A 19,008-nucleotide genomic window follows, 5' to 3' on the forward strand; every position below is an offset into this window, starting at 1 on the left:
CTATGGCTCCTATCAGACCCGTTCGCAAAGCCGTAATTCCAGTCGCCGGAAACGGCACCCGGTTTCTGCCGGCAACCAAGGCGATGCCGAAGGAAATGCTGACCATCGTCGACAGACCCGTCGTGCAATATGCCGTCGAGGAAGCCATGCAGGCCGGTATCGAGCACATCGTGTTCGTGACCGGCCGCAACAAGCAGGCGATCGAGGACCATTTTGACGATGTACCGGAGCTGATCTCGTCCTTGACGCGTTCAGGCAAGGATGCCCAGCTTTCCGAATTGGCGCGCATGCTTCCGGCTGCCGGCTCCGTCAGCTTCACCCGCCAGCAGGCGCCGCTTGGCCTTGGCCACGCAGTCTGGTGCGCCCGCGACCTGATCGGCGACGAGCCGTTTGCCCTGCTGCTGCCGGACATGATTTCCTACGGTGCCCGCGGCTGCATGGCCGGCCTGATGGAGCTGTATAACGATGTCGGCGGCAACGTCGTCGCCGTCGAACAGTGCGCGCTCGAGGAAACCTCGAAATACGGCATCGTCGGCATGGGCGAGCAAACGCGGCATGGATTTGAAGTGACGCAGATGGTCGAAAAGCCACCCGTCGCCGAGGCACCGTCAACCTACTACCTGAACGGCCGCTATATCCTCCAGCCGGAGATCTTCTCGATCCTCGCCCATCAGCAGCGCGGCGCCGGCAACGAGATCCAGCTGACCGACGGCATGCTGCGCCTGTCGGCAGACCAATCGTTCCACGCCCATCCCTACGAAGGCCGGACCTTCGATTGCGGTTCCAAGCAAGGCTTCATCGAGGCGAACGTCGCCTTCGCGCTGGCGCGCGCCGACATTGGCAATCTGGTGTTCGAATCCGTCCGCGAGATGGTTCTGTCGCACGAACAATCGATGCAGGCTGCGTGAAAACAATGATTATTCAGTGACTTGATGAAACTGGAAGACCTGGTCTCACCCCTGCCGCGTTTTGGGGTGAGAACCAACCACGAAAAAGTACCCGGAGACCAGACGGCCCATGAATCAAAGACCTCTTCCGTTGAACACCGTTCCATCGCTGAAAGGCGATGAGTCCGACACGTTCATCGATCTGAACCGGCTGACCGCAATCGCGTTTCGCCGTTCAAGGGTCGTGGCCCTCTGCGTTGTTCTCTGCTTCATGCTCGGCGTGGCATATCTGGTGTTCGCGACACCGGTCTACACCTCGCAGACGCAAATCCTGCTCGACGAAAACCTGTCTAAATATGCAGAGGAAGCGCCATCGCCCCAGAGCGCCCAACAGGCCGACACCCAGCTTTCCAGCGCGGTCGAAATCCTGAAATCGGGCGAATTGGCACTTCGCGTTACCGACGCGGAAAATCTCGGTGAAAACGAAACCGTTCTCAACCCGCCGCGGTCGTTGATGTCAACGGTGAAAGCAGCTGTCAAATCCCTTACTGGCATGTTCAGTTCAGGGCCGGAGATTTCCGAAGCGGCGGCACGCAACGGCAAGCGGGAAACCGCCGCCGCATATATCCAGCAGGGCCTGACGGTCGAGCGGGTAGCGCGAAGCTCCGTCGTGGCGGTGTCCTACAAATCCACCGATCCGAAACTCGCAGCAACCATTACCCGCGCCTATGCCAATGCCTATCTGACCGACCAGCTGAACGCGAACTTCGACGCTACCGAGCGCGCTTCCGTCTGGCTCCAGGAACGCCTGACCGACCTTGGCCAGCGCGCGCAGGCAGCATCGCTCGAGGCCGAGAAGTTCAAGGCTGACAATGGCCTGACCTCGACACGCGGTGAGCTGATGTCGGAGCAGCAACTGTCCGACCTCAACAGCCAGCTGATTGTTGCGCAGGCCGACAGCGCCAGCGCCTCCGCCCGCTACAACCAGTTCAAGTCTATCATCGACCAGGGCGCCGAAAACGCGGTGAACAACGCGACGATTTCGTCAAACCAGACCGACAATTCGGTCATTCAAGACCTGCGGACGCGCTATCTGGCCATCAGCAAGCGCGAGCAGGCCGTCACGCAGAATTTCAGCGCCGATCACCCCCAGGCCGTCAGCCTGCGGGCGGAGAAGACCGAACTTGCCGGTCAGATCTTCCGGGAATTGCAGCAGATAACCAGCAGCTACCGCAACGAGTTCGAAGTCGCCCAATCTCGCGAGGCTTCCCTGCGCAAGAGTATCAAAGGTGTGGTCGGCAACAATTCCGAGGCCAACCGGTCGCTGGTGCAATTGCGCGGGCTCGAACAGCGTGCGACGGCCCTGAAGACACTTTACGAATCCTATCTCGGGCGCTTCGAGGAAGCAGCCCAGCAACGCTCATTCCCGATTGCAAAGGCCCGCATTATCTCCGATGCCGGAGTGCCAGTCTCGCCATCCAGCCCGAAACGGACGATGGTGCTTGCACTCTCCATCGTACTGGGCTTCATGCTGGGCGCTGTCATTGCCGGCCTGCAGGAATTCCGCGAGCGATTCTTCCGGCTGGAGGAAGACATCAGATCGGTTCTCGGACACAAGTCACTCGGCTACCTGCCGCTGATCGGCAAGAAGACCGTCAGCATGTGGAGCAAGACACGGGAGCGTCTTTCCAAATCGGAACAGGATAAGGCGGACAAGCCGGCTGACGCCGACGTGCCGCTGAACCGCATGACACGGATTGCCGTCGACGCACCGCGATCGGCGTTTGCCGAAACACTCCGCAATGCCAAGCTTGCCAGCGACGTTATCCTGCAGGGCCGCCCCAACCGCGTTATCGGTGTCGTCTCGGCGCTGCCGGGTGAAGGCAAATCGACGATCGCCGCGAATTTTGCCGGGCTGCTTGCGGCCAGCGGTAAACGGACGCTTCTGATCGACGCCGACATCCGCAACCCGGCGATCAGCAAGATGATTTCGCCAGCCCCGAAAACTGGATTGGTGGATGCTGTCCTGGGCGAAGAAGAATGGACGTCGGCGCTCAGGGTCGACCCGCAGACCCGGCTGGCGATCCTGCCGATCGCACCGCGCGACCATCTCTACCATACCAACGAGCTGCTTGCCTCGCAGGGCATGGAGACGCTGATTGCCAATGCCCGCAAGAGTTTTGATTATGTCATCGTCGATCTGGCGCCGCTGGCTCCGGTTATCGACGCCAAGGCATTCTCGCCCTTTGCCGACGGTTTCCTGATGGTCATCGAATGGGGCAAGACGCCTGCCCGTCTGGTTCGGGACGTGCTGCATTCCGATCCGCAATTCAACGCCAAGATCCTGGGCGTCATACTCAACAAGACGGATATGGACGAGCTTGGAAAATACAGCGATTTCGGCGCGGCGGAAAAATACCGCAAGAGCTATGAGAGCTACTATATCGAGCAGCCATTCAAGGCTGCGCGCTGAGGGATTTTCCTCAGCGCAGACCGGGCTGGCGCTCCGCGTCCAGCCCGAAGACCGCCACAAGCGCCATCAGAACAACCACCATCGCAATCGCGGCGGTGCAAACAGCATAGACGATCAGGTACTCCAGAAGGCAGGGCAGAAAAAGCAACACCCGGACAGCGACGGGTTGCGAGCGTGCCCAACCACCCATGCCGTTTCTCATGTAATTTTCGAAACGATGCGTGACGCTCGACATGGCTGATCGCTCCATTAATCTTAAGATAAAATTTACCAAAGATGATGGAGCCAGGCAACCGATACCCGCCTTTAAATCCAATAGGAGCCTGCGCTTTGTGAGGTTTCGCGTCGCATCGCAACCTATCTGGCGTCATGAAAAATAATGCCGGCGGTGTGGCGCATGCCTGAGCGAATGCGGCTGACCCCGTGGCGCAGATTGACCCGGTAATTGCCTCTTGAGCCCTGAACCGGCCGATTGTGAACAGCGAATGCCACTGCATCGCCCTGACGCAACGGCACGACCTCTGCGCGGCTCTGCATGCGCGGGCGCTGCTCCGTCAACACAAACTCGCCGCCGGTGAAATCCTCGCCAGGCTCCGAGAGCAGGATCGCCACCTGGATCGGGAAGGCAAGATCGCCATAGAGATCCTGATGCAGGCAATTGAAATCACCCGGGACATATTGCAGCAAAAGCGGTGTTGGCCGGGCTTGGCCTGCATCGTGGCACTGCTGGAGAAACGCTGCATGCCCGGAAGGATAGCGTTCAGCTATGCCCATGCGCTCGTTCCACGCATTGGCGACGTCGGAAAGGCGGGGATAAAGCGCACTGCGCAAATCCCCAATGAGATCCGGCAACGGATATTTGAAATAGCGATACTCGCCCTTGCCAAAACCGTGACGGGCCATGTGGATATGGCTGCGGAAGTGTTGTTCCTCCGGGTAGAGCCCGGCAATCTGCCGGCATTCCTCGGGGAGTAATAGCTTCTCAATGACCACGCACCCGAAGCCGTTGAGTTCTTTGTCGAGGTGGTTCCAGTCATACCCGGCGATACGCGCCTCGGCGGACAGTGCTGAAGAAACCGGCGGGGTTTTCGAATAGACATTCATGACAGAGCCTCCAAGATTCTCGTGTGACAGCGAAGCTTCTTGAATGACGGTTAGGCAGGCTGGCCGCCACCCGTTTCCTGCACGGCTTCGTTTCGGCTGCGCAGAGAAACGGTAAGATTTAGCTTACATTCCGACGACACAGGCTCCGCCTGTCAATCCCGCTCCTGCCGCCGTCAGGAGCAATTTCTCTCCGGGCAAAACGGGCGCCACTTGATGGGCGAGCGATAAGGAAAGCGGGATGGTGGCAGCGGAGGAGTTTCCGTATTCGCCGATCGTGCGGACGGTCCTTTCAAGTGCGATACCGAGATCGTGACAGACGGCATCGAATATACGGACATTGGCCTGATGCGGAATGAACCGGTGGATATCCGTCACGTCGATCCCGGCGTCATCGAGCGCCCGGCGCGCGCAACCGCTCATCATCCCGACCGCCTGCGTGAACATTTCGCGCCCATCGCGCATCGTCATCAGGCAATCCTGTGCGTCGACATCCGCCGCGAAGGGACGGTTGCTGCCACCGGCCGGAATGGAGATCAGATCGTAGCGGCTCCCATCTGCGGCGAGATCGACACCGAGCAGTCCCGTTTCCTCATCACGCGCGGGCATCAAAACGACCGCGCCGGCAGCGTCGGCAAACAGAACGGAGCTCGCCCGCTCGGCAGGATTGATCCGGCGACTGAGAATATTGGCGGCAACCACCAGCACCGGTCGGCCATGCGCGCGAACAAAGCCATCGGCGAGCGTCAACGCATAGAGGAAACCGGAGCACGCCCCGGCGAGATCGATAGCGCCGGAATTCACCAACCCGAGGCGATGAGCGAGCAGCGGTGCCGATGGCGGCAACAGATGATCGGGCGTCGAGGTGGCGAGTAGCGTCAATGCGATGTCTTCCCGCAAGATGCCAGCGTCTTCGATTGCGGCCTCGCCTGCCCGTGCCGCAAGCCCGGACAGGGTATCGCTGGGTTCGGCCCAGTAACGCGTCCTGATCCCGGTCCGGCGCTCGATCCAGCCCGGTTCAAGACCGAGGCTGCCCTCTATTTCGGCGTTTTCGACACAGCGCCCCGGCACGCTGTGACCGAAACCGGCAAGCCGGGACGAGCGGGCGCCTCTCACAGGCGGCCCGCTGCGAACCATGCCGCTGCCTCGTCAATCGCATCATAGGCCCGGTCAAGGTCGGTGGCAGCGACACAATAGGGCGGCATCAGATAGATCACGTTGCCGAGCGGCCGGATCAGCAGTTTGCGCACACGGAAGAAGGCCCTGAGCTTCGGGCCAACCTCTGACAGATAGCCTCCGGCTGGCACTGTGAGATCAAGCGCGGTGATCGTCCCGGTCTGGCGGACATTGCTAAAGCGCCGATCCGACTCAAAGCGGGCCAACCTCTCCGTTTGCATGACCTCCAGCGACCGGATGCGCTCGCGAACCGGCTCGTTTTCCCAGACAGCCAGATTGGCGACCGCGGCGGCACAGGCAATCGGGTTGGCGGTGTAGGAGCTGGAATGGAAAAATGTCTTCCGGCGGTCGGCCGAAAGATGCGCCTCAAAAATCTCGGCCGTGCACAAAGTTGCCGCCAAGGGCAGCGCGCCACCAGTCAAACCCTTGGAGGTGCACAGGATATCCGGTGCTACACCGGCCTGTTCGCAGGCAAAGACAGTGCCGGTGCGCCCCCAACCGGTCATCACTTCATCGGCGATCAACAAAGTGCCGTGGCGTTCGGCGATCCGCTTCAACTCGCTGAGAACCGAGGCGGGATAGGTGAGCATACCGCCTGCCCCGAGGATGAGCGGCTCGATCAGCAAGGCGGCCACATCTCCCGTCGCACAGAACCGCTCGAAGGCATCCAGCGTCTCTTGTTCGCGGCCGGGCCTGGGGAACGGCAGGCGATCGACGCCGAACAGCATCGGCTCGTAGGCCGCATTGAAGACACCACGTTCGCCAGCCGACATCGTGCCGATCGTGTCGCCGTGATAGCCATGTTCCAACACGCAGATACGGCGGCGCTGGGCGCCGGAATTGTGGAAGAAGCCGAGGGCCATTTTCAACGCGACTTCGACGCAGGTCGAGCCGCTGTCGGAATAGAACGCGTGCGAGAGCCCCCGCGGTGCGACCCGCAACAGGCCGCGCGCCAGCTCTTCGGCTGGTTCATGGGTGTATTCAGCGAATATGATCTGGTCGTAGGTTTCGCATGCCGCCTGGATCGCCGCCGTGATCGCCGGGTGGCGGTGACCATGCGTGATCACCCACCAGGAAGATATGGCGTCGAGAATACGCGCGCCGCTGTCATCGGTCAGGTACGCGCCGCCGGTCTGGACAATGCGTTTCATCGCAGGTTCCAGCGCGTGCTGGGTGAAAGGGTGCCAGACTGGAGAACTCATGCCATTTTCTCCCGGAACGCGGAGAGTTGAAAGTTGTCGCGAAATACCTGGTGCAACGCATCTGGCGTCAACGGATCGAGACGCGGCAAGCGTCCGAGAATAAGCACCTTGCCCATCGCCGCGATGATCCGCTGGGTTTCGGCCTGCTCATCACCGATGAAGGCGACGCCGAAAATGGGAACGGCTCGGTGGCGCAGTGCTTCCAACGACAGGAGCGTGTGATTGATCGTTCCGAGCCCCGTACGGGCGCAGAGGATGACCGGGATCTGCCAACGCGCGAAGACATCGGCAAAGACGACCGTTTCTGTGAGCGGCACCAGCAGGCCGCCCGCACCCTCGATGACCAGAGGCACGGCTGTCTCCGGTGGCGTGATCCGCTCCGGGTCGATCTCGACATCGTCCAGCCGGGCCGCAAGATGAGGCGAGGCCGGTGTTTGCAACCTGTAAGTCTCGGGCAGGATACGGTCCGGCGGCAGGCGGCCGAGCCGATGGACGACCTGACTGTCCGTCTCCTCATCCAGTCCCGATTGCACCGGTTTCCAATAATAACCGCCAAGTGCCGCCGCCAGTGCGGCGGAAAACACCGTCTTGCCGATGCCGGTATCTGTGCCTGTCACCACGAAACGCCTCATGGTTTTTCCTCTGTCATTATGGCCGCCAGCCGAGTGAACATGCGGCTTATCGTTGGCCGGTCGACATTCAGCGTGATGGCGATGCGCAGCCTTGCCGTGCCTTCCGGCACCGTCGGCGGCCGGATGGCGCGGATATCAAAACCTTCCGCCCGCATGCGCGCCGCAACCCGGACGGCGCTTCCATTGTCGCCGATCAGAACCGGCAGGATTTGCGATCCGCTGCCGGCGACGCCGAGTTTCGCGGTCAGTTCGGCATTGGCGAAATTGCGCAGTTCGTCGAAATCGGTGCGGCGCTGCGGTTCATCCACCAGCGCCCGCAAGGCTTCGCGGACCGCAGCCGCCATCAGCGGCGACGGCGCGGTCGAATAAATGAAACCTCGCGCCCGGTTGACCAGGTAATCGCAAAGTACTGCGCTTGCGCCGAGCAGCGCGCCGGAGACGCCAAGCGCCTTGCCGCAGGTGTGAAGGACGATGACATTGGATCGGTTTTTCAATTCGGCAGCAAAGCCGCGGCCATCGGGACCGAAGACGCCAGTTGCATGGGCTTCATCGATCACCAGAAAACCGCCGTGCTTTTCGGCAAGGGCCGCAAGTTCCGTCAGCGGCGCACGATCGCCATCCATCGAATAAAGACTTTCCACGGCAATCCACGGATGGCCGGTTCCACCCTGACTGCGCCACTGTTCGATCGCCTGCGCAAAGGATCCAACGTCATTGTGGGCAGCGGCCGCAGTCTGCGCCTTGCCGGCCAAAATGCCTTCATGGGCGCTGGCATGTACCAGAGCGTCATAGACGACGAGATCGCCTCGCTGCGGCAGCGTCGAGAAAAGTGCCACGTTCGCGGCATAACCGCTGCCGAAATAGAGGACACGCTCTGCTCCGAAGAAGGAGGCCGCCTCAGCCTCCAGCGCTTCGTGCTCCGGGTGATTGCCGCGCAGCAGCCGGGAACCGCCAGCCCCCGTTGGAACGCCGCGCTGAAGGGCAAACGCAATCGCTTTCGCCAGCCGCGCCGATCCGGCAAGCGCCAGATAATCGTTCGAACTTAAATCAGCCCCGGCCTGCGGGACCAACATGCGCCGCCTGCCCTTCCGCTCCAGCCCCGCCAGAGTGGTTTCATAACGGGCAAGGCCCTGATCCATCATTCGCCCGGCCCCAGGTCCATCGGCTTCAGGCCAAGGCGGCGGAACAGGGCCGTGTCGTGATCCTCGCCCGGATTATCCGCCGTCAGCAGCGTATCGCCGGCAAAGATCGAGTTGGCACCGGCGAAGAAACAGAGCGCCTGCATCTCGTCGCTCATCTGCGTGCGCCCGGCCGAGAGGCGCACATGCGAACGCGGCATCAGGATACGGGCAAGCGCGATGGAGCGGACGAATTCGATCGGATCGACCGGCTCGGCATTGGCAAGCCGCGAGCCGGGGATCGGGATCAGCATGTTGATTGGAACGCTTTCCGGTGGTTCCGGCAGGTTGGCGAGCGTCACCAGCATGGAAATGCGATCGTCGGTCGTTTCTCCCATGCCGAGAATACCCCCAGCGCAGACCTTCATGCCGGCATCGCGGACATTCGCAAGGGTATCCAGCCGGTCAGCAAACGTCCGGGTGGTGATGACCTGCGGATAGAATTCTTCCGACGTGTCAATGTTGTGGTTGTAATAGTCGAGCCCGGCTTCGGCCAGCGTCCCAGCCTGCTGCGGCGACAGCATGCCGAGCGTCATGCAAGTCTCAAGCCCGAGCGCCTTGACCCCCTCGACCATCGCGACCAGCGTTTCCATGTCGCGATCCTTCGGGCTGCGCCAGGCAGCTCCCATGCAATAGCGGCTGGCCCCTTCGGCCTTGGCCTTGCGCGCTTCCGCCAGCACCTTTTCCACCATCATCAGCCGGGAGGCCTTCAGCCCCGTCGGAGAGCGTGCCGACTGGCTGCAGTACCCGCAATCCTCGGCGCATCCGCCCGTCTTGATCGACAGGAGCCGGCTGATCTGCACGGCATTCGGATCGAAGTTTTCTCTGTGAACCGATTGCGCCCGGAACAGCAGATCATTGAACGGGGAATTATAGATAATTTTTGCATCAACGAGAGAATGCCGCTCCGTTCCGGCGCTTTCATCGTGCGAATTTTCCTTTAAAAGACCCATTTCAATCGGGAAATCGGCAGAACTTTCGTTTCTCAGCATCATCCACCTAGCATGATAGATTAAAAATAATAATTATCTATAATTTATCCAAAGCCACGGAATCGCAACCGCCTTTTTGGTGTATGGCGTAAAAATTCCCGCAGTACGCGCCTCCATGATCCGGAGAGACGCACCGAAAGCAGTCAAAATCAGGAAAAAAGGAAGTGGAAAATAATTCTCAGCCGACGATGGCGAAGGCATCCCGCGTGGCGCCGGAGGCGTTACGGACGGGCTTCTGGCCTATCCATTGCACGTGACGCTCGAGGACAGGAGCGGCGTTCTCGATATTGCCCTGACGCAGAAAGGTCAGGATGGCGCGGTGATCATGATCGGTGCGCACTTCCCATTCCGACCGCCAACTGGCGAACAGGAACCGGGCACTGGCCGCATGCAGATCGCTGATCGCTGCAAGCAGCCGCGGCATGCCGCAGGGCGTGAGAATCAGCGTGTGAAAACGCCGGTTTGCCTCTTCCCAGGAGCGGACATCGCGGGAATTGTCACCCGCGACCGTCGCTTCTTCAGCCTGATCGAGGATCGCAGGCGTCAGATGCGGTGCCGCGTGGCGAAGGGCTAAAACCTCAAGCGCAGCGCGCATCTGCGCAACTTCGCGCACTTCCTTCAGATCGAAGGACGCGACCCGCACGCCCCGGCGTGGCTCGCTGACCGCAAGCCCCTGCGCCTCCAGCCGCCGGAAAGCCTCGCGCACGGGCACATGACTGGTCCCGAACTCCTCGGCAATATGGTCCTGGCGCAGCTTCGTACCCGGGTCCAATTGTCCGGTGACGATCCTGTCGGCCAGGATGCGGCTGATGCGGCTGGCAATCGTGTCTTCGCTCGCTGAGGTCATGTTTTATAGATAATTTGCCGGGGCGGCGCTGTCGAGGGCGCGCTTGTAATCATTGAACATCTTCACAGTCTTGCGACGGGCAGAGAGCAGCGGCCGGACGACGGCGCACCAAACGGCCCTTGACGCTTCGTCCAAAACTGTGCCTAGATTGGCACATTCACCAGGGGGGTCCCGACAAGGGGCTGAGATTCTGCTGGCGCGAACGGTGGCTTTTGCCACCCTCAAGCAGCGCAGTGACCCGTTGAACCTGATCCAGTTCATACTGGCGTAGGGACGGTGCAAGCGCTGCGACGACTCGGATTCCGTGTGCGGATTCGCGTCAGCGTCTTTTCATCATTCCGGCTCTGATGACTGGGTCTCCAACTTTGGAGCCTCAACCATGACTATTGCCGCCAAGAACCTCACTCCCACCGTTACCACCGGCCCGTTGCCGGCCTCCCGCAAGGTGCATATTCCGGGCGAACTCTACCCGGATATCCGCGTTCCCATGCGCGAAATTGCCGTGCACCCGACCTCTGGCGAACCACCCGTCTCCGTCTACGACCCCTCCGGCCCCTACACCGATCCGGCCCATCTCGTCTCGATCGATGCCGGCCTTCCCCGGCAGCGCCAGGCCTGGGTCACCGCCCGCGGCGATGTCGAGGCCTATGACGGCCGGCACATCAAACCGGAAGACAACGGATTTGCCACCGGTGAACGGCTGACGCCGGAATTTCCGATCCGCAATCATCCCCTGCGTGCCAGAAACGGCAAGGCCGTCACCCAGATCGCCTATGCCCGCGCCGGCATCATCACCCCGGAAATGGAATATATCGCCATCCGCGAAAACCTTGGCCGCAAGCCGCCGGAGGGTGCGCTGGTGCGCGACGGCGAGAATTTCGGCGCCAGCATTCCCGATCACGTCACGGCCGAATTCGTCCGCCAGGAAATCGCCCGCGGCCGGGCCGTCATCCCGGCCAATATCAACCACCCGGAATCCGAGCCGATGATCATCGGCCGGAATTTTCTGGTGAAGATCAACGCCAATATCGGCAATTCCGCCGTCACCTCGTCGATGGCCGAGGAAGTCGAGAAGATGGTCTGGGCGACGCGCTGGGGTGCGGATACCGTCATGGACCTGTCGACCGGCCGTAATATCCACAATATCCGCGAGTGGATCATCCGCAACTCGCCGGTCCCGATCGGCACCGTGCCGCTCTATCAGGCGCTGGAAAAGGTCAACGGCATCGCCGAGGACCTGAATTGGGAGGTTTATCGCGATACGCTGATCGAGCAGGCCGAGCAGGGCGTCGATTATTTCACCATCCATGCCGGGGTGCGGCTCGCCTATATCCCGCTCACCGTCAACCGCGTCACCGGCATCGTCTCGCGCGGGGGCTCGATCATGGCCAAGTGGTGTCTTCATCACCACAAGGAAAGCTTCCTCTACGAGCATTTCGACGAGATTTGCGACATTGCTCGCGCCTATGACGTGACCTTCTCGCTCGGCGACGGCCTGCGTCCCGGCTCGATTGCCGATGCGAATGATGCCGCACAATTTGCCGAACTGGAAACGCTTGGCGAACTGACCCAGATCGCCTGGGCGAAAGATTGCCAGGTCATGATCGAAGGCCCTGGCCATGTGCCGATGCACAAGATCAAAGAGAACATGGACAAGCAGTTGGAAGTCTGCGGCGAAGCGCCATTCTACACGCTTGGACCGCTGACGACCGACATTGCCCCCGGCTACGACCACATCACCTCAGGCATTGGTGCCGCGATGATCGGCTGGTTCGGTACGGCGATGCTCTGCTATGTCACACCGAAGGAGCATCTCGGCCTGCCCGACCGCAACGACGTCAAGGTCGGCGTCATCACCTACAAGATCGCCGCCCACGCCGCCGATCTCGCCAAGGGGCATCCGGCCGCGCAATTGCGTGACGACGCCTTGTCGCGCGCCCGCTTCGAGTTCCGCTGGGAAGACCAGTTCAACCTGTCGCTCGATCCGGAAACGGCGCGTTCCTTCCACGATGAGACCCTGCCGAAGGAAGCCCACAAAGTGGCGCATTTCTGCTCGATGTGCGGGCCGAAATTCTGCTCCATGCGGATTTCCCACGATATCCGCGCCGAGGCGCAGAAGGAGGGGCTTGAGGCGATGGCCGCGAAATTCCAGGCGGGTGGCGCGCTCTATATGCCCCTTAGCCCGGATGGCACCGTTGTGCCAGCCGGAGAGTGACCATGCGTATCCTCGTCAAAGGGGCCGGCGTTGCCGGCCTCACGGTCGCCTGGCAACTCTACCGCCACGGATTCGAGGTCACCATCCTCGAACGCGCCGAAAGGATCGGCACCGGCGCGTCAGGCTTTGCCGGCGGTATGCTGGCCCCCTGGTGCGAGCGGGAAAGCGCGGATGAACCCGTGCTGACACTCGGCCGAGTGGCCGCCGACTGGTGGGAGGCTGCACTCCCCGGCCATGTGCAGCGCTGCGGCACGCTGGTCGTCGCGGGCAGCCGTGACACTGGCGAACTGGACCGGTTTGCCGGCCGCACCACCGGCTGGGAGTGGCTGGACGAAGCGGCGATTGCGGCACTGGAACCGGACCTCGCCGGCCGTTTCCGCAAGGCCCTGTTTTTCCGACAGGAAGCCCATCTTGATCCACTGCAGGCATTGTCCGCGCTGACCGGAGCGCTGGAGGAAACGCGTATGCGTTTCCTGTTCGGCGCCCGGGGCGTCCCAGCGGAAGCCCATTATGACCGCACCGTCGATTGCACCGGCCCGGCACAGATCGGGTTGCTTCCCGATCTTCGCGGCGTGCGTGGAGAGATGCTCCTACTCGAAACCGGCGAGATAAGCCTTTCCCGCCCCATCCGCCTGCTGCATCCACGTCACCCGATCTATATCGTGCCGCGCGGAAAGAACCGTTTCATGGTCGGCGCGACCATGATCGAAAGCGATGATGCCGGCCCCATCACGGCCCGCTCGCTGATGGAATTGCTGAATACCGCGTATGCACTCCACCCCGCCTTTGGCGAGGCGAAGCTTATCGAAACCGGCGCGGGCGTGCGCCCTGCTTATTCCGACAACCTACCGCGCGTAACCGAGGAGGGGCGCACCCTGCATGTGAATGGCCTTTACCGCCATGGCTACCTGCTCGCCCCCGCCATGGCTGGAGAGGTGGCACGGCGTCTCCTTGGAGAACAAAGACAAAGGATGGCTTCATGATTTTCATCATCAACGGCGAGGAACAGCAGGTCGCGGCGGCAACACTCGCCGACCTGCTGGCTGCTCTCGATTACGAAGGCGAATGGCTGGCGACGGCCGTTAACGGTGAGCTTGTGCATCGCGAAGAGCGTAGCGGATTTCCGCTCGGTGAACGCGACCGGATCGAGATCCTGTCGCCGATGCAGGGGGGCTAATGATGTTGACGCTCTACGGAACCTCGGTATCTTCGCGCCTGCTGCTCGGCACCGCCCGGTACCCCTCTCCCGCCGTTCTCGCCGAAGCGGTTCGGGCATCGAGAACCGATATCGTCACGGTGTCGCTGCGCCGGGAAACAGCGGGCAGCCGCACCGGCGGCGCCTTCTTCGAGCTGATCCGCACGCTCGGCGTCCGGGTTCTACCGAATACAGCGGGCTGCCATACTGTTTCCGAAGCAGTTTTGACCGCCAAGATGGCCCGCGACTTGTTTTCCACCGACTGGATCAAGCTCGAGGTGATCGGCAATCATGACACGTTGCAGCCAGACGTCTTCGCGCTGGTCGAAGCGGCCCGCATTCTGAGCGGTGAAGGCTTCAAGGTCTTTCCCTACACCACCGACGATCTTGTCGTGGCGGAAAAGCTGCTCGATGCGGGTTGCCAGGTGCTGATGCCCTGGTGTGCTCCCATCGGCTCGGCCATGGGTCCCGTAAACCTGCCGGCACTGCGTAGCATGCGGGCAAGCTTTCCCGAGGTGCCGCTGATCGTCGATGCCGGTATCGGCCGGCCATCGCATGCCGCCACCGTCATGGAACTCGGTTTCGACGCCGTTCTGCTGAACACAGCCGTTGCAGGAGCCGCCGATCCGGCTGCGATGGCCGCCGCCTTTAGCGGCGCGATTGATGCGGGCCGCATAGCATTTCACGCCGGCATGCTGGAGCCGCGCGACATGGCCGTTCCCTCGACGCCCATCATCGGCAAGGCGGTGTTTTCATGAAGCTTGATCCCTTTTACCTGATCGTCGACAGCGCCGACTGGATCGATCGCCTCGTGCCGCTCGGCGTCAAGCTCGTGCAGTTGCGGATGAAAGACAGCACCGATATTGAGCTGCGAACGGCCATCCGACGCGCCAAAACGGTCTGTAGCGCCCACGGTTGCCAGTTGATCATCAACGACTATTGGCGCGTTGCAATCGAGGAAGGCTGCGATTTCGTCCATCTCGGTCAAGAGGATCTCGCCGAAGCCGATGTCACCGCCATTCGCGCCGCTGGGCTCAAGCTCGGGCTCTCCACCCATGATGCGACCGAACTGGAGACGGCGCTTGCGGCTGCGCCGGACTATGTGGCGCTCGGGCCGGTCTGGCCGACCATCCTGAAGAAGATGAAATGGGCGCCACAGGGGCTGGAGAAAGTGCGCGACTGGAAGACACGCGTCGGCGCGCTGCCGCTGGTGGCGATCGGCGGCATCAATATCGACCGGATCGACGGCGTCTTTGCCCATGGCGCTGATAGCGCCGCTGTTGTCACCGACATCATCCTCAATGCCGATCCGGAAGCGCGGACCCGTGAATGGATTGCACGCACGGCGCGTTTCCGGTGAGGGCGTTTCGATGAACCACGTGCCCCACGTGCTTGTTGTCGCCGGCTCGGATTCGTCCGGCGGCGCCGGGATCGTGCGCGATATCGAGACGCTGGCCGCCTTTGGCGTCAAGGCTTCGGTGGCGATCACCGCCGTCACGGTTCAAACACATAAAGGCGTCGAGCATATCGATGCCGTTCCACCCGACCGCGTGGCGCAGCAGATGCGTGCCGCGCTATCGGCCAATCCAATTGCCGCCATCAAGATCGGCATGCTCGCAACCGCAGAGACGATTGCCGCTGTTGCAACGGTGCTTGCGGACAACCCCGGCATTCCTGTGGTTCTCGACCCGGTTCTGGTTTCGACGTCCGGCCGCACCCTTCTTGCTCCGGCCGCGACGGCCGCGTTACGCGATCTTTTCACGGCATGTACGCTCATCACGCCCAACCTGCCGGAGCTTTCAGTGCTGGCGGCATCGATGGTTGCCACATCGCCCGGCAGTGTGGGTGACCAGGCCCGGAGCCTCTTGAGGGTTGGAGCAAAGGCGGTTCTGGTCAAGGGCGGACATGCCGGTGGCGTGGAAGCCATCGATCTGCTCTTCCAACCGGACCAGATTGATCGATCCTTTGCGTCCCCTCGCCTCGCTGCGGCGATGCGCGGCACCGGCTGCATGCTCGCCAGCGCGATTGCCGCGCGCCTGGCCTTTGGAGACCCGCTCGCGGCGGCAATCGCCCAGGCCAAGGCCTTCGTGCATGGAAAGTTCCGCGAAACGTGAACAGCCATTTACCCGCCGATCTGCGATGATCGCAGGCGAAGAAATACCTTGGGCTGCATCGCTCCATCCTCTTTTGCTAATCTTTCTTAGGGATAGCGCTTCGGACGCGCTATATTTCGGAGGTGAAGACCGTGGTGGAGAGATTCGCGCCGATGCCGCATGACATGAATGGTAAGAGTAACCAGCGTGTAGAAACCGACGACGAGCAGCCCTTCTTCGATCAGCTCCGCATGATGCAGCGAGCCTTTGTCGCCTCGCCCGTCCGCAAGACCATCATATGGCTCTCAATCGGGATCATTACCGTCATATTGGCGACTGCGGTCGGGCAGATCTTGCTGAACCGATGGTACAAACCATTCTACGATACGCTCGAGCGGCGTGATCTCTCCGCGTTTCTAATGCAGTTCATCACCTTCGGCCAGATTGCCGGTACGCTGCTGATCCTCAATGTGCTGCAAACCTGGCTCAACCAGTGGATCCGGATCAAATTGCGTGAGGGGCTGACGCTCGATCTGATCGGCGAATGGATGAAGCCGGCGCGGGCCTTCCGCCTTGCCAATGCAGGCGCCATCGGCATCAATCCCGATCAGCGCGTGCACGAGGACGCCCGTCATCTCGCCGACCTGACGGCGGGCCTTACCATCGGCCTGTTCCAGTCGGGCATTCTGCTTGCCAGTTTCGTCGGCGTTTTGTGGTCGCTTTCGTCCGGCTTCATTTTTCACATTGGCGGCTATGATCTCAATATTCCCGGCTACATGGTCTGGGCGGCCTTCCTTTACGCCGGGACCGCTGCGGCCGTGAGCTGGGTGGTCGGACGCCCGCTCGTCAAGATCAATGGCGACCACTATGCGCGGGAAGCCGCCCTGCGCTTCTCACTGATGCGGGTCAACGAACATATAGAAGCGGTGTCACTGTCCTCCGGCGAGGCCAATGAAAAGCGCCGTCTCCAGCGTGATCTGGCCTCGGTTCTGGAAATCAGCAACAAGCTGATGATGGCCCTGACACGGCTGACATGGGTCACGTCAGGCTATGGCTGGCTTACGGTCGTCGCCCCTATCGTCATCGCAGCCCCCGTCTATTTCAATGGTGATCTCAGTTTCGGCGGCCTGATGATGGCCGTTGGCGCGTTCAATCAGGTGAACACGTCGCTACGCTGGTTCGTCGACAATATCGACAGCATCGCCGACTGGCGGGCAACGCTGCTTCGGGTCGCCGCCTTCCGCTCCGCAATCCTGATGACCGACGAACGGCACGAAAACGACAAGCGCATCGAATTTGCCAAGGCTGAGGGTGACCGCCTGACCATCGACCGCCTGGAAATCGCCCTCCCGTCCGGCTGCATCAAGCTCGCCGACCAGCATATCGAAATCGGGCCCGGCGAACGCGTTCTCGTGACCAGTGATTCGGATGTGGAAAAAGCGCCATTCTTCCGGTCGCTGGCCGGCCTCTGGCCATGGGGACACGGACGCATTGCTCTACCCGGCGGTGACAACATCGCCTTTGTGCCACGAACACCCTATTTCTCACCCGGGACGCTGGAGGAAGTCCTCAGCTATCCCGAAAATCCAGGAAAATTTAAAAAATCCGATCTGGTCTCGGTGCTGTCCAAGGTCGGTTTGAGCAAGCTGCAAAACAGCCTCGATCAGGACATGCGGACAAGGCTGAAACTCAACGAAGTCGAAATCAGGCTTCTGGCCATTGCCCGGCTGGGACTGCACAAACCGGGCTGGATCATCATTGACGAGGCGCTCGATACCCTGGACCGCGATGCCTACCAGCAAGTCCTAACCTTCATGGAGCAGGAGCTGGGCAATGCGGCTATCGTGAACATCGGCAGGGTGGCATCCGGCAACCGCTTCTTCACACGCGTATTGCAACTGCAGGGCAGCCCGGCAGGCAAGGCCATCCGTTTGCTCAGACCCAAAAGCCTTCGCGCGGACAATCCTGAACTGGCGGATTGAACTGACTGCGTGCGCCAACGCAAGCCAGCTTTTGAACTTTCCCCCTTCAAGAAGACGAAGGGGGAAAGCGGGACGATTTAGTTGACGGCTGTGAGCGTCACCGATGTGCCGCCAGCAGCAAGGTTGAGGCCGAGCTGGCCCGTCACGCTGATGGTCTGGAGGTGGATCGAGCCGGACGTGCCGCCCACGAGGACATTGGCGCCGACGCCCGCACCGACCGTGGCTTCAACACTTGCGCCCTGGTAGAGACCGCTGAGCGAACCCTGATGGTAGCCTGCCGTCGGCGCAAGCACCGCCCAGACAAGCTTGCTGCGCGTCGTGAAGCCGAGGTCAACGCCCATCTTCCTGACAGCGCCGGTATAGTGGTCTGTGCGTTCCTTGCCGACTGAGGAATGGAACGTGCAATCGATTTCCTTGGCCGAGCCCAGAACATAGCCGGCGCCACCGCCAACCTCGCATTCGAGGTAGCCGATCTTCACGCCGCCACGCACGTCGCTCTCTTGATAGCTGGGAGCCGGTGCGCCAGTTGCCAGATCGGCAGCCTGAACGGCAATTCCGCCCGTCAAGGCCAGGGTCGCGGTGGTGAGCGCCAAAGCAAGTGTCTTTTTCATCATTCTTTCCTTCTCAAACCGGGGCCGGTAGGGCACGCAGCCGTTCAGTCGATAGATTCATTCACGTCATCGAGTGTTTCGCAGCGATCCCAGCTGGCGCAATGAAGGCGAGACAGGCTGGAATCGGTTGCAGATGACAGGCCTTCAACTGTTTACCGGTTATTAGGACATTTCGAAGGCAGTCCCGGCAGCCCGAGCGGTACGCCCACAGACGCTGGCTGCCCGTCACCAAAATCACACAGAACCGGGCCGCTCCCTATGAAAAAACGAGATTGCTATGGGAGGGGATGGTGAATGCGTTCTGGCACGCCAACACTGATGCCGCATCTGGCGCTCTGGGGAGCTCTATCCCCGCTGACTGACGCTTTGCGAACGCAACGCCAGGTCAAAATGAAAACCCCGCCACCACGATAGCGATGACGGG

The 19,008-nt window shown here is 61.2% G+C and carries 18 protein-coding genes and 1 riboswitch; of the genes, 9 read left to right on the forward strand and 9 right to left on the reverse strand.

Annotated elements, in window-relative coordinates; translation table 11 throughout:
* The first annotated feature begins 2 nt into the window (after nt 1–2).
* Both ASD36_RS04055 and ASD36_RS04060 read left to right on the forward strand, forming a co-directional pair.
* Nucleotides 3–908, forward strand: coding sequence for a UTP--glucose-1-phosphate uridylyltransferase (locus tag ASD36_RS04055; protein WP_060500325.1), 906 nt, complete (start codon nt 3–5; stop codon nt 906–908).
* A 109-nt stretch (nt 909–1,017) separates the two neighbouring features.
* Complete coding sequence (locus tag ASD36_RS04060; protein ID WP_060500327.1) at nt 1,018–3,360, forward strand: polysaccharide biosynthesis tyrosine autokinase; 2,343 nt, start codon at nt 1,018–1,020, stop codon at nt 3,358–3,360.
* A 10-nt stretch (nt 3,361–3,370) separates the two neighbouring features.
* Here ASD36_RS04060 and ASD36_RS04065 read toward each other — a convergent pair whose 3' ends face one another.
* The 8 genes from ASD36_RS04065 to ASD36_RS04100 all read right to left on the reverse strand — a co-directional run bounded on the left by ASD36_RS04065 (nt 3,371) and on the right by ASD36_RS04100 (nt 10,488).
* On the reverse strand, nt 3,371–3,595 hold the full coding sequence (locus ASD36_RS04065; protein ID WP_060500329.1) for a hypothetical protein: 225 nt from the start codon (nt 3,593–3,595) through the stop codon (nt 3,371–3,373).
* A 122-nt stretch (nt 3,596–3,717) separates the two neighbouring features.
* A complete protein-coding gene (locus ASD36_RS04070) occupies nt 3,718–4,464 on the reverse strand; it encodes a 2OG-Fe(II) oxygenase (protein WP_060500331.1) in 747 nt (248 codons plus the stop codon).
* 123 nt (nt 4,465–4,587) lie between these two features.
* Complete coding sequence (locus ASD36_RS04075) at nt 4,588–5,598, reverse strand: beta-ketoacyl-ACP synthase III (protein ID WP_060500333.1); 1,011 nt, start codon at nt 5,596–5,598, stop codon at nt 4,588–4,590.
* Nucleotides 5,574–6,839 carry an adenosylmethionine--8-amino-7-oxononanoate transaminase gene (locus ASD36_RS04080; RefSeq protein ID WP_060500334.1) on the reverse strand — a complete coding sequence of 422 codons (1,266 nt, stop codon included), beginning with the start codon at nt 6,837–6,839 and terminating at the stop codon, nt 5,574–5,576. Before ASD36_RS04080 ends, ASD36_RS04075 begins: the two co-directional genes overlap by 25 nt.
* Nucleotides 6,836–7,471, reverse strand: coding sequence for a dethiobiotin synthase (bioD, locus tag ASD36_RS04085; protein ID WP_060500336.1), 636 nt, complete (start codon nt 7,469–7,471; stop codon nt 6,836–6,838). The genes ASD36_RS04080 and bioD overlap by 4 nt, the downstream gene beginning before the upstream one ends.
* Nucleotides 7,468–8,613, reverse strand: a complete 1,146-nt coding sequence (locus ASD36_RS04090; protein ID WP_060500338.1) for an 8-amino-7-oxononanoate synthase — start codon at nt 8,611–8,613, stop codon at nt 7,468–7,470. The genes bioD and ASD36_RS04090 overlap by 4 nt, the downstream gene beginning before the upstream one ends.
* Nucleotides 8,610–9,602 (reverse strand): biotin synthase BioB, encoded by a 993-nt coding sequence (gene bioB, locus ASD36_RS04095; protein ID WP_060501332.1) that lies wholly within the window; start codon nt 9,600–9,602, stop codon nt 8,610–8,612. Before bioB ends, ASD36_RS04090 begins: the two co-directional genes overlap by 4 nt.
* Nucleotides 9,603–9,819: 217 nt before the next feature.
* Nucleotides 9,820–10,488 carry a GntR family transcriptional regulator gene (locus ASD36_RS04100; RefSeq protein ID WP_060500341.1) on the reverse strand — a complete coding sequence of 223 codons (669 nt, stop codon included), beginning with the start codon at nt 10,486–10,488 and terminating at the stop codon, nt 9,820–9,822.
* A 152-nt stretch (nt 10,489–10,640) separates the two neighbouring features.
* A riboswitch (TPP riboswitch) is annotated at nt 10,641–10,780 on the forward strand.
* 87 nt (nt 10,781–10,867) lie between these two features.
* On the opposite strand from ASD36_RS04100, the gene thiC reads away from it, so the two are divergent.
* The 7 genes from thiC to ASD36_RS04135 all read left to right on the forward strand — a co-directional run bounded on the left by thiC (nt 10,868) and on the right by ASD36_RS04135 (nt 17,973).
* Complete coding sequence (gene thiC / locus ASD36_RS04105) at nt 10,868–12,703, forward strand: phosphomethylpyrimidine synthase ThiC (RefSeq protein ID WP_060500342.1); 1,836 nt, start codon at nt 10,868–10,870, stop codon at nt 12,701–12,703.
* 2 nt (nt 12,704–12,705) lie between these two features.
* Nucleotides 12,706–13,686, forward strand: a complete 981-nt coding sequence (gene thiO, locus ASD36_RS04110) for a glycine oxidase ThiO (RefSeq protein ID WP_060500345.1) — start codon at nt 12,706–12,708, stop codon at nt 13,684–13,686.
* Nucleotides 13,683–13,880, forward strand: a complete 198-nt coding sequence (thiS, locus tag ASD36_RS04115) for a sulfur carrier protein ThiS (RefSeq protein ID WP_060500347.1) — start codon at nt 13,683–13,685, stop codon at nt 13,878–13,880. Before thiO ends, thiS begins: the two co-directional genes overlap by 4 nt.
* A 2-nt stretch (nt 13,881–13,882) precedes the next feature.
* Complete coding sequence (locus ASD36_RS04120; RefSeq protein WP_060501334.1) at nt 13,883–14,656, forward strand: thiazole synthase; 774 nt, start codon at nt 13,883–13,885, stop codon at nt 14,654–14,656.
* Nucleotides 14,653–15,258 (forward strand): thiamine phosphate synthase, encoded by a 606-nt coding sequence (locus ASD36_RS04125; RefSeq protein WP_060500349.1) that lies wholly within the window; start codon nt 14,653–14,655, stop codon nt 15,256–15,258. The genes ASD36_RS04120 and ASD36_RS04125 overlap by 4 nt, the downstream gene beginning before the upstream one ends.
* Nucleotides 15,259–15,268: 10 nt before the next feature.
* The gene (locus ASD36_RS04130; protein WP_060500351.1) at nt 15,269–16,012 is read left to right on the forward strand and encodes a hydroxymethylpyrimidine/phosphomethylpyrimidine kinase; all 744 of its coding nucleotides are present in this window, start codon (nt 15,269–15,271) and stop codon (nt 16,010–16,012) included.
* Between the two features lie 131 nt (nt 16,013–16,143).
* On the forward strand, nt 16,144–17,973 hold the full coding sequence (locus ASD36_RS04135; RefSeq protein WP_244481780.1) for an ABC transporter ATP-binding protein/permease: 1,830 nt from the start codon (nt 16,144–16,146) through the stop codon (nt 17,971–17,973).
* Between the two features lie 77 nt (nt 17,974–18,050).
* Here ASD36_RS04135 and ASD36_RS04140 read toward each other — a convergent pair whose 3' ends face one another.
* On the reverse strand, nt 18,051–18,584 hold the full coding sequence (locus tag ASD36_RS04140) for a DUF992 domain-containing protein (protein WP_060501338.1): 534 nt from the start codon (nt 18,582–18,584) through the stop codon (nt 18,051–18,053).
* Between the last annotated feature and the right edge of the window lie 424 nt (nt 18,585–19,008).

Origin of the sequence: Rhizobium sp. Root1334, from assembly GCF_001426665.1 — a bacterium.
In the GTDB taxonomy this organism is placed as follows: domain Bacteria; phylum Pseudomonadota; class Alphaproteobacteria; order Rhizobiales; family Rhizobiaceae; genus Pararhizobium.

Coding starts and splice junctions, on each gene's coding strand:
- ASD36_RS04125 (WP_060500349.1), top strand. CDS start 14,653: ATGAAGCTTGATCCCTTTTACCTGATCGTCGACAGCGCCGACTGGATC.
- thiC (WP_060500342.1), top strand. CDS start 10,868: ATGACTATTGCCGCCAAGAACCTCACTCCCACCGTTACCACCGGCCCG.
- ASD36_RS04120 (WP_060501334.1), top strand. CDS start 13,883: ATGTTGACGCTCTACGGAACCTCGGTATCTTCGCGCCTGCTGCTCGGC.
- ASD36_RS04065 (WP_060500329.1), bottom strand. CDS start 3,595: ATGTCGAGCGTCACGCATCGTTTCGAAAATTACATGAGAAACGGCATG.
- ASD36_RS04090 (WP_060500338.1), bottom strand. CDS start 8,613: ATGATGGATCAGGGCCTTGCCCGTTATGAAACCACTCTGGCGGGGCTG.
- ASD36_RS04080 (WP_060500334.1), bottom strand. CDS start 6,839: ATGAGTTCTCCAGTCTGGCACCCTTTCACCCAGCACGCGCTGGAACCT.
- ASD36_RS04075 (WP_060500333.1), bottom strand. CDS start 5,598: ATGGTTCGCAGCGGGCCGCCTGTGAGAGGCGCCCGCTCGTCCCGGCTT.
- ASD36_RS04140 (WP_060501338.1), bottom strand. CDS start 18,584: ATGAAAAAGACACTTGCTTTGGCGCTCACCACCGCGACCCTGGCCTTG.
- thiS (WP_060500347.1), top strand. CDS start 13,683: ATGATTTTCATCATCAACGGCGAGGAACAGCAGGTCGCGGCGGCAACA.
- ASD36_RS04060 (WP_060500327.1), top strand. CDS start 1,018: ATGAATCAAAGACCTCTTCCGTTGAACACCGTTCCATCGCTGAAAGGC.
- bioD (WP_060500336.1), bottom strand. CDS start 7,471: ATGAGGCGTTTCGTGGTGACAGGCACAGATACCGGCATCGGCAAGACG.
- bioB (WP_060501332.1), bottom strand. CDS start 9,602: ATGGGTCTTTTAAAGGAAAATTCGCACGATGAAAGCGCCGGAACGGAG.
- ASD36_RS04130 (WP_060500351.1), top strand. CDS start 15,269: ATGAACCACGTGCCCCACGTGCTTGTTGTCGCCGGCTCGGATTCGTCC.
- thiO (WP_060500345.1), top strand. CDS start 12,706: ATGCGTATCCTCGTCAAAGGGGCCGGCGTTGCCGGCCTCACGGTCGCC.
- ASD36_RS04070 (WP_060500331.1), bottom strand. CDS start 4,464: ATGAATGTCTATTCGAAAACCCCGCCGGTTTCTTCAGCACTGTCCGCC.
- ASD36_RS04055 (WP_060500325.1), top strand. CDS start 3: ATGGCTCCTATCAGACCCGTTCGCAAAGCCGTAATTCCAGTCGCCGGA.
- ASD36_RS04100 (WP_060500341.1), bottom strand. CDS start 10,488: ATGACCTCAGCGAGCGAAGACACGATTGCCAGCCGCATCAGCCGCATC.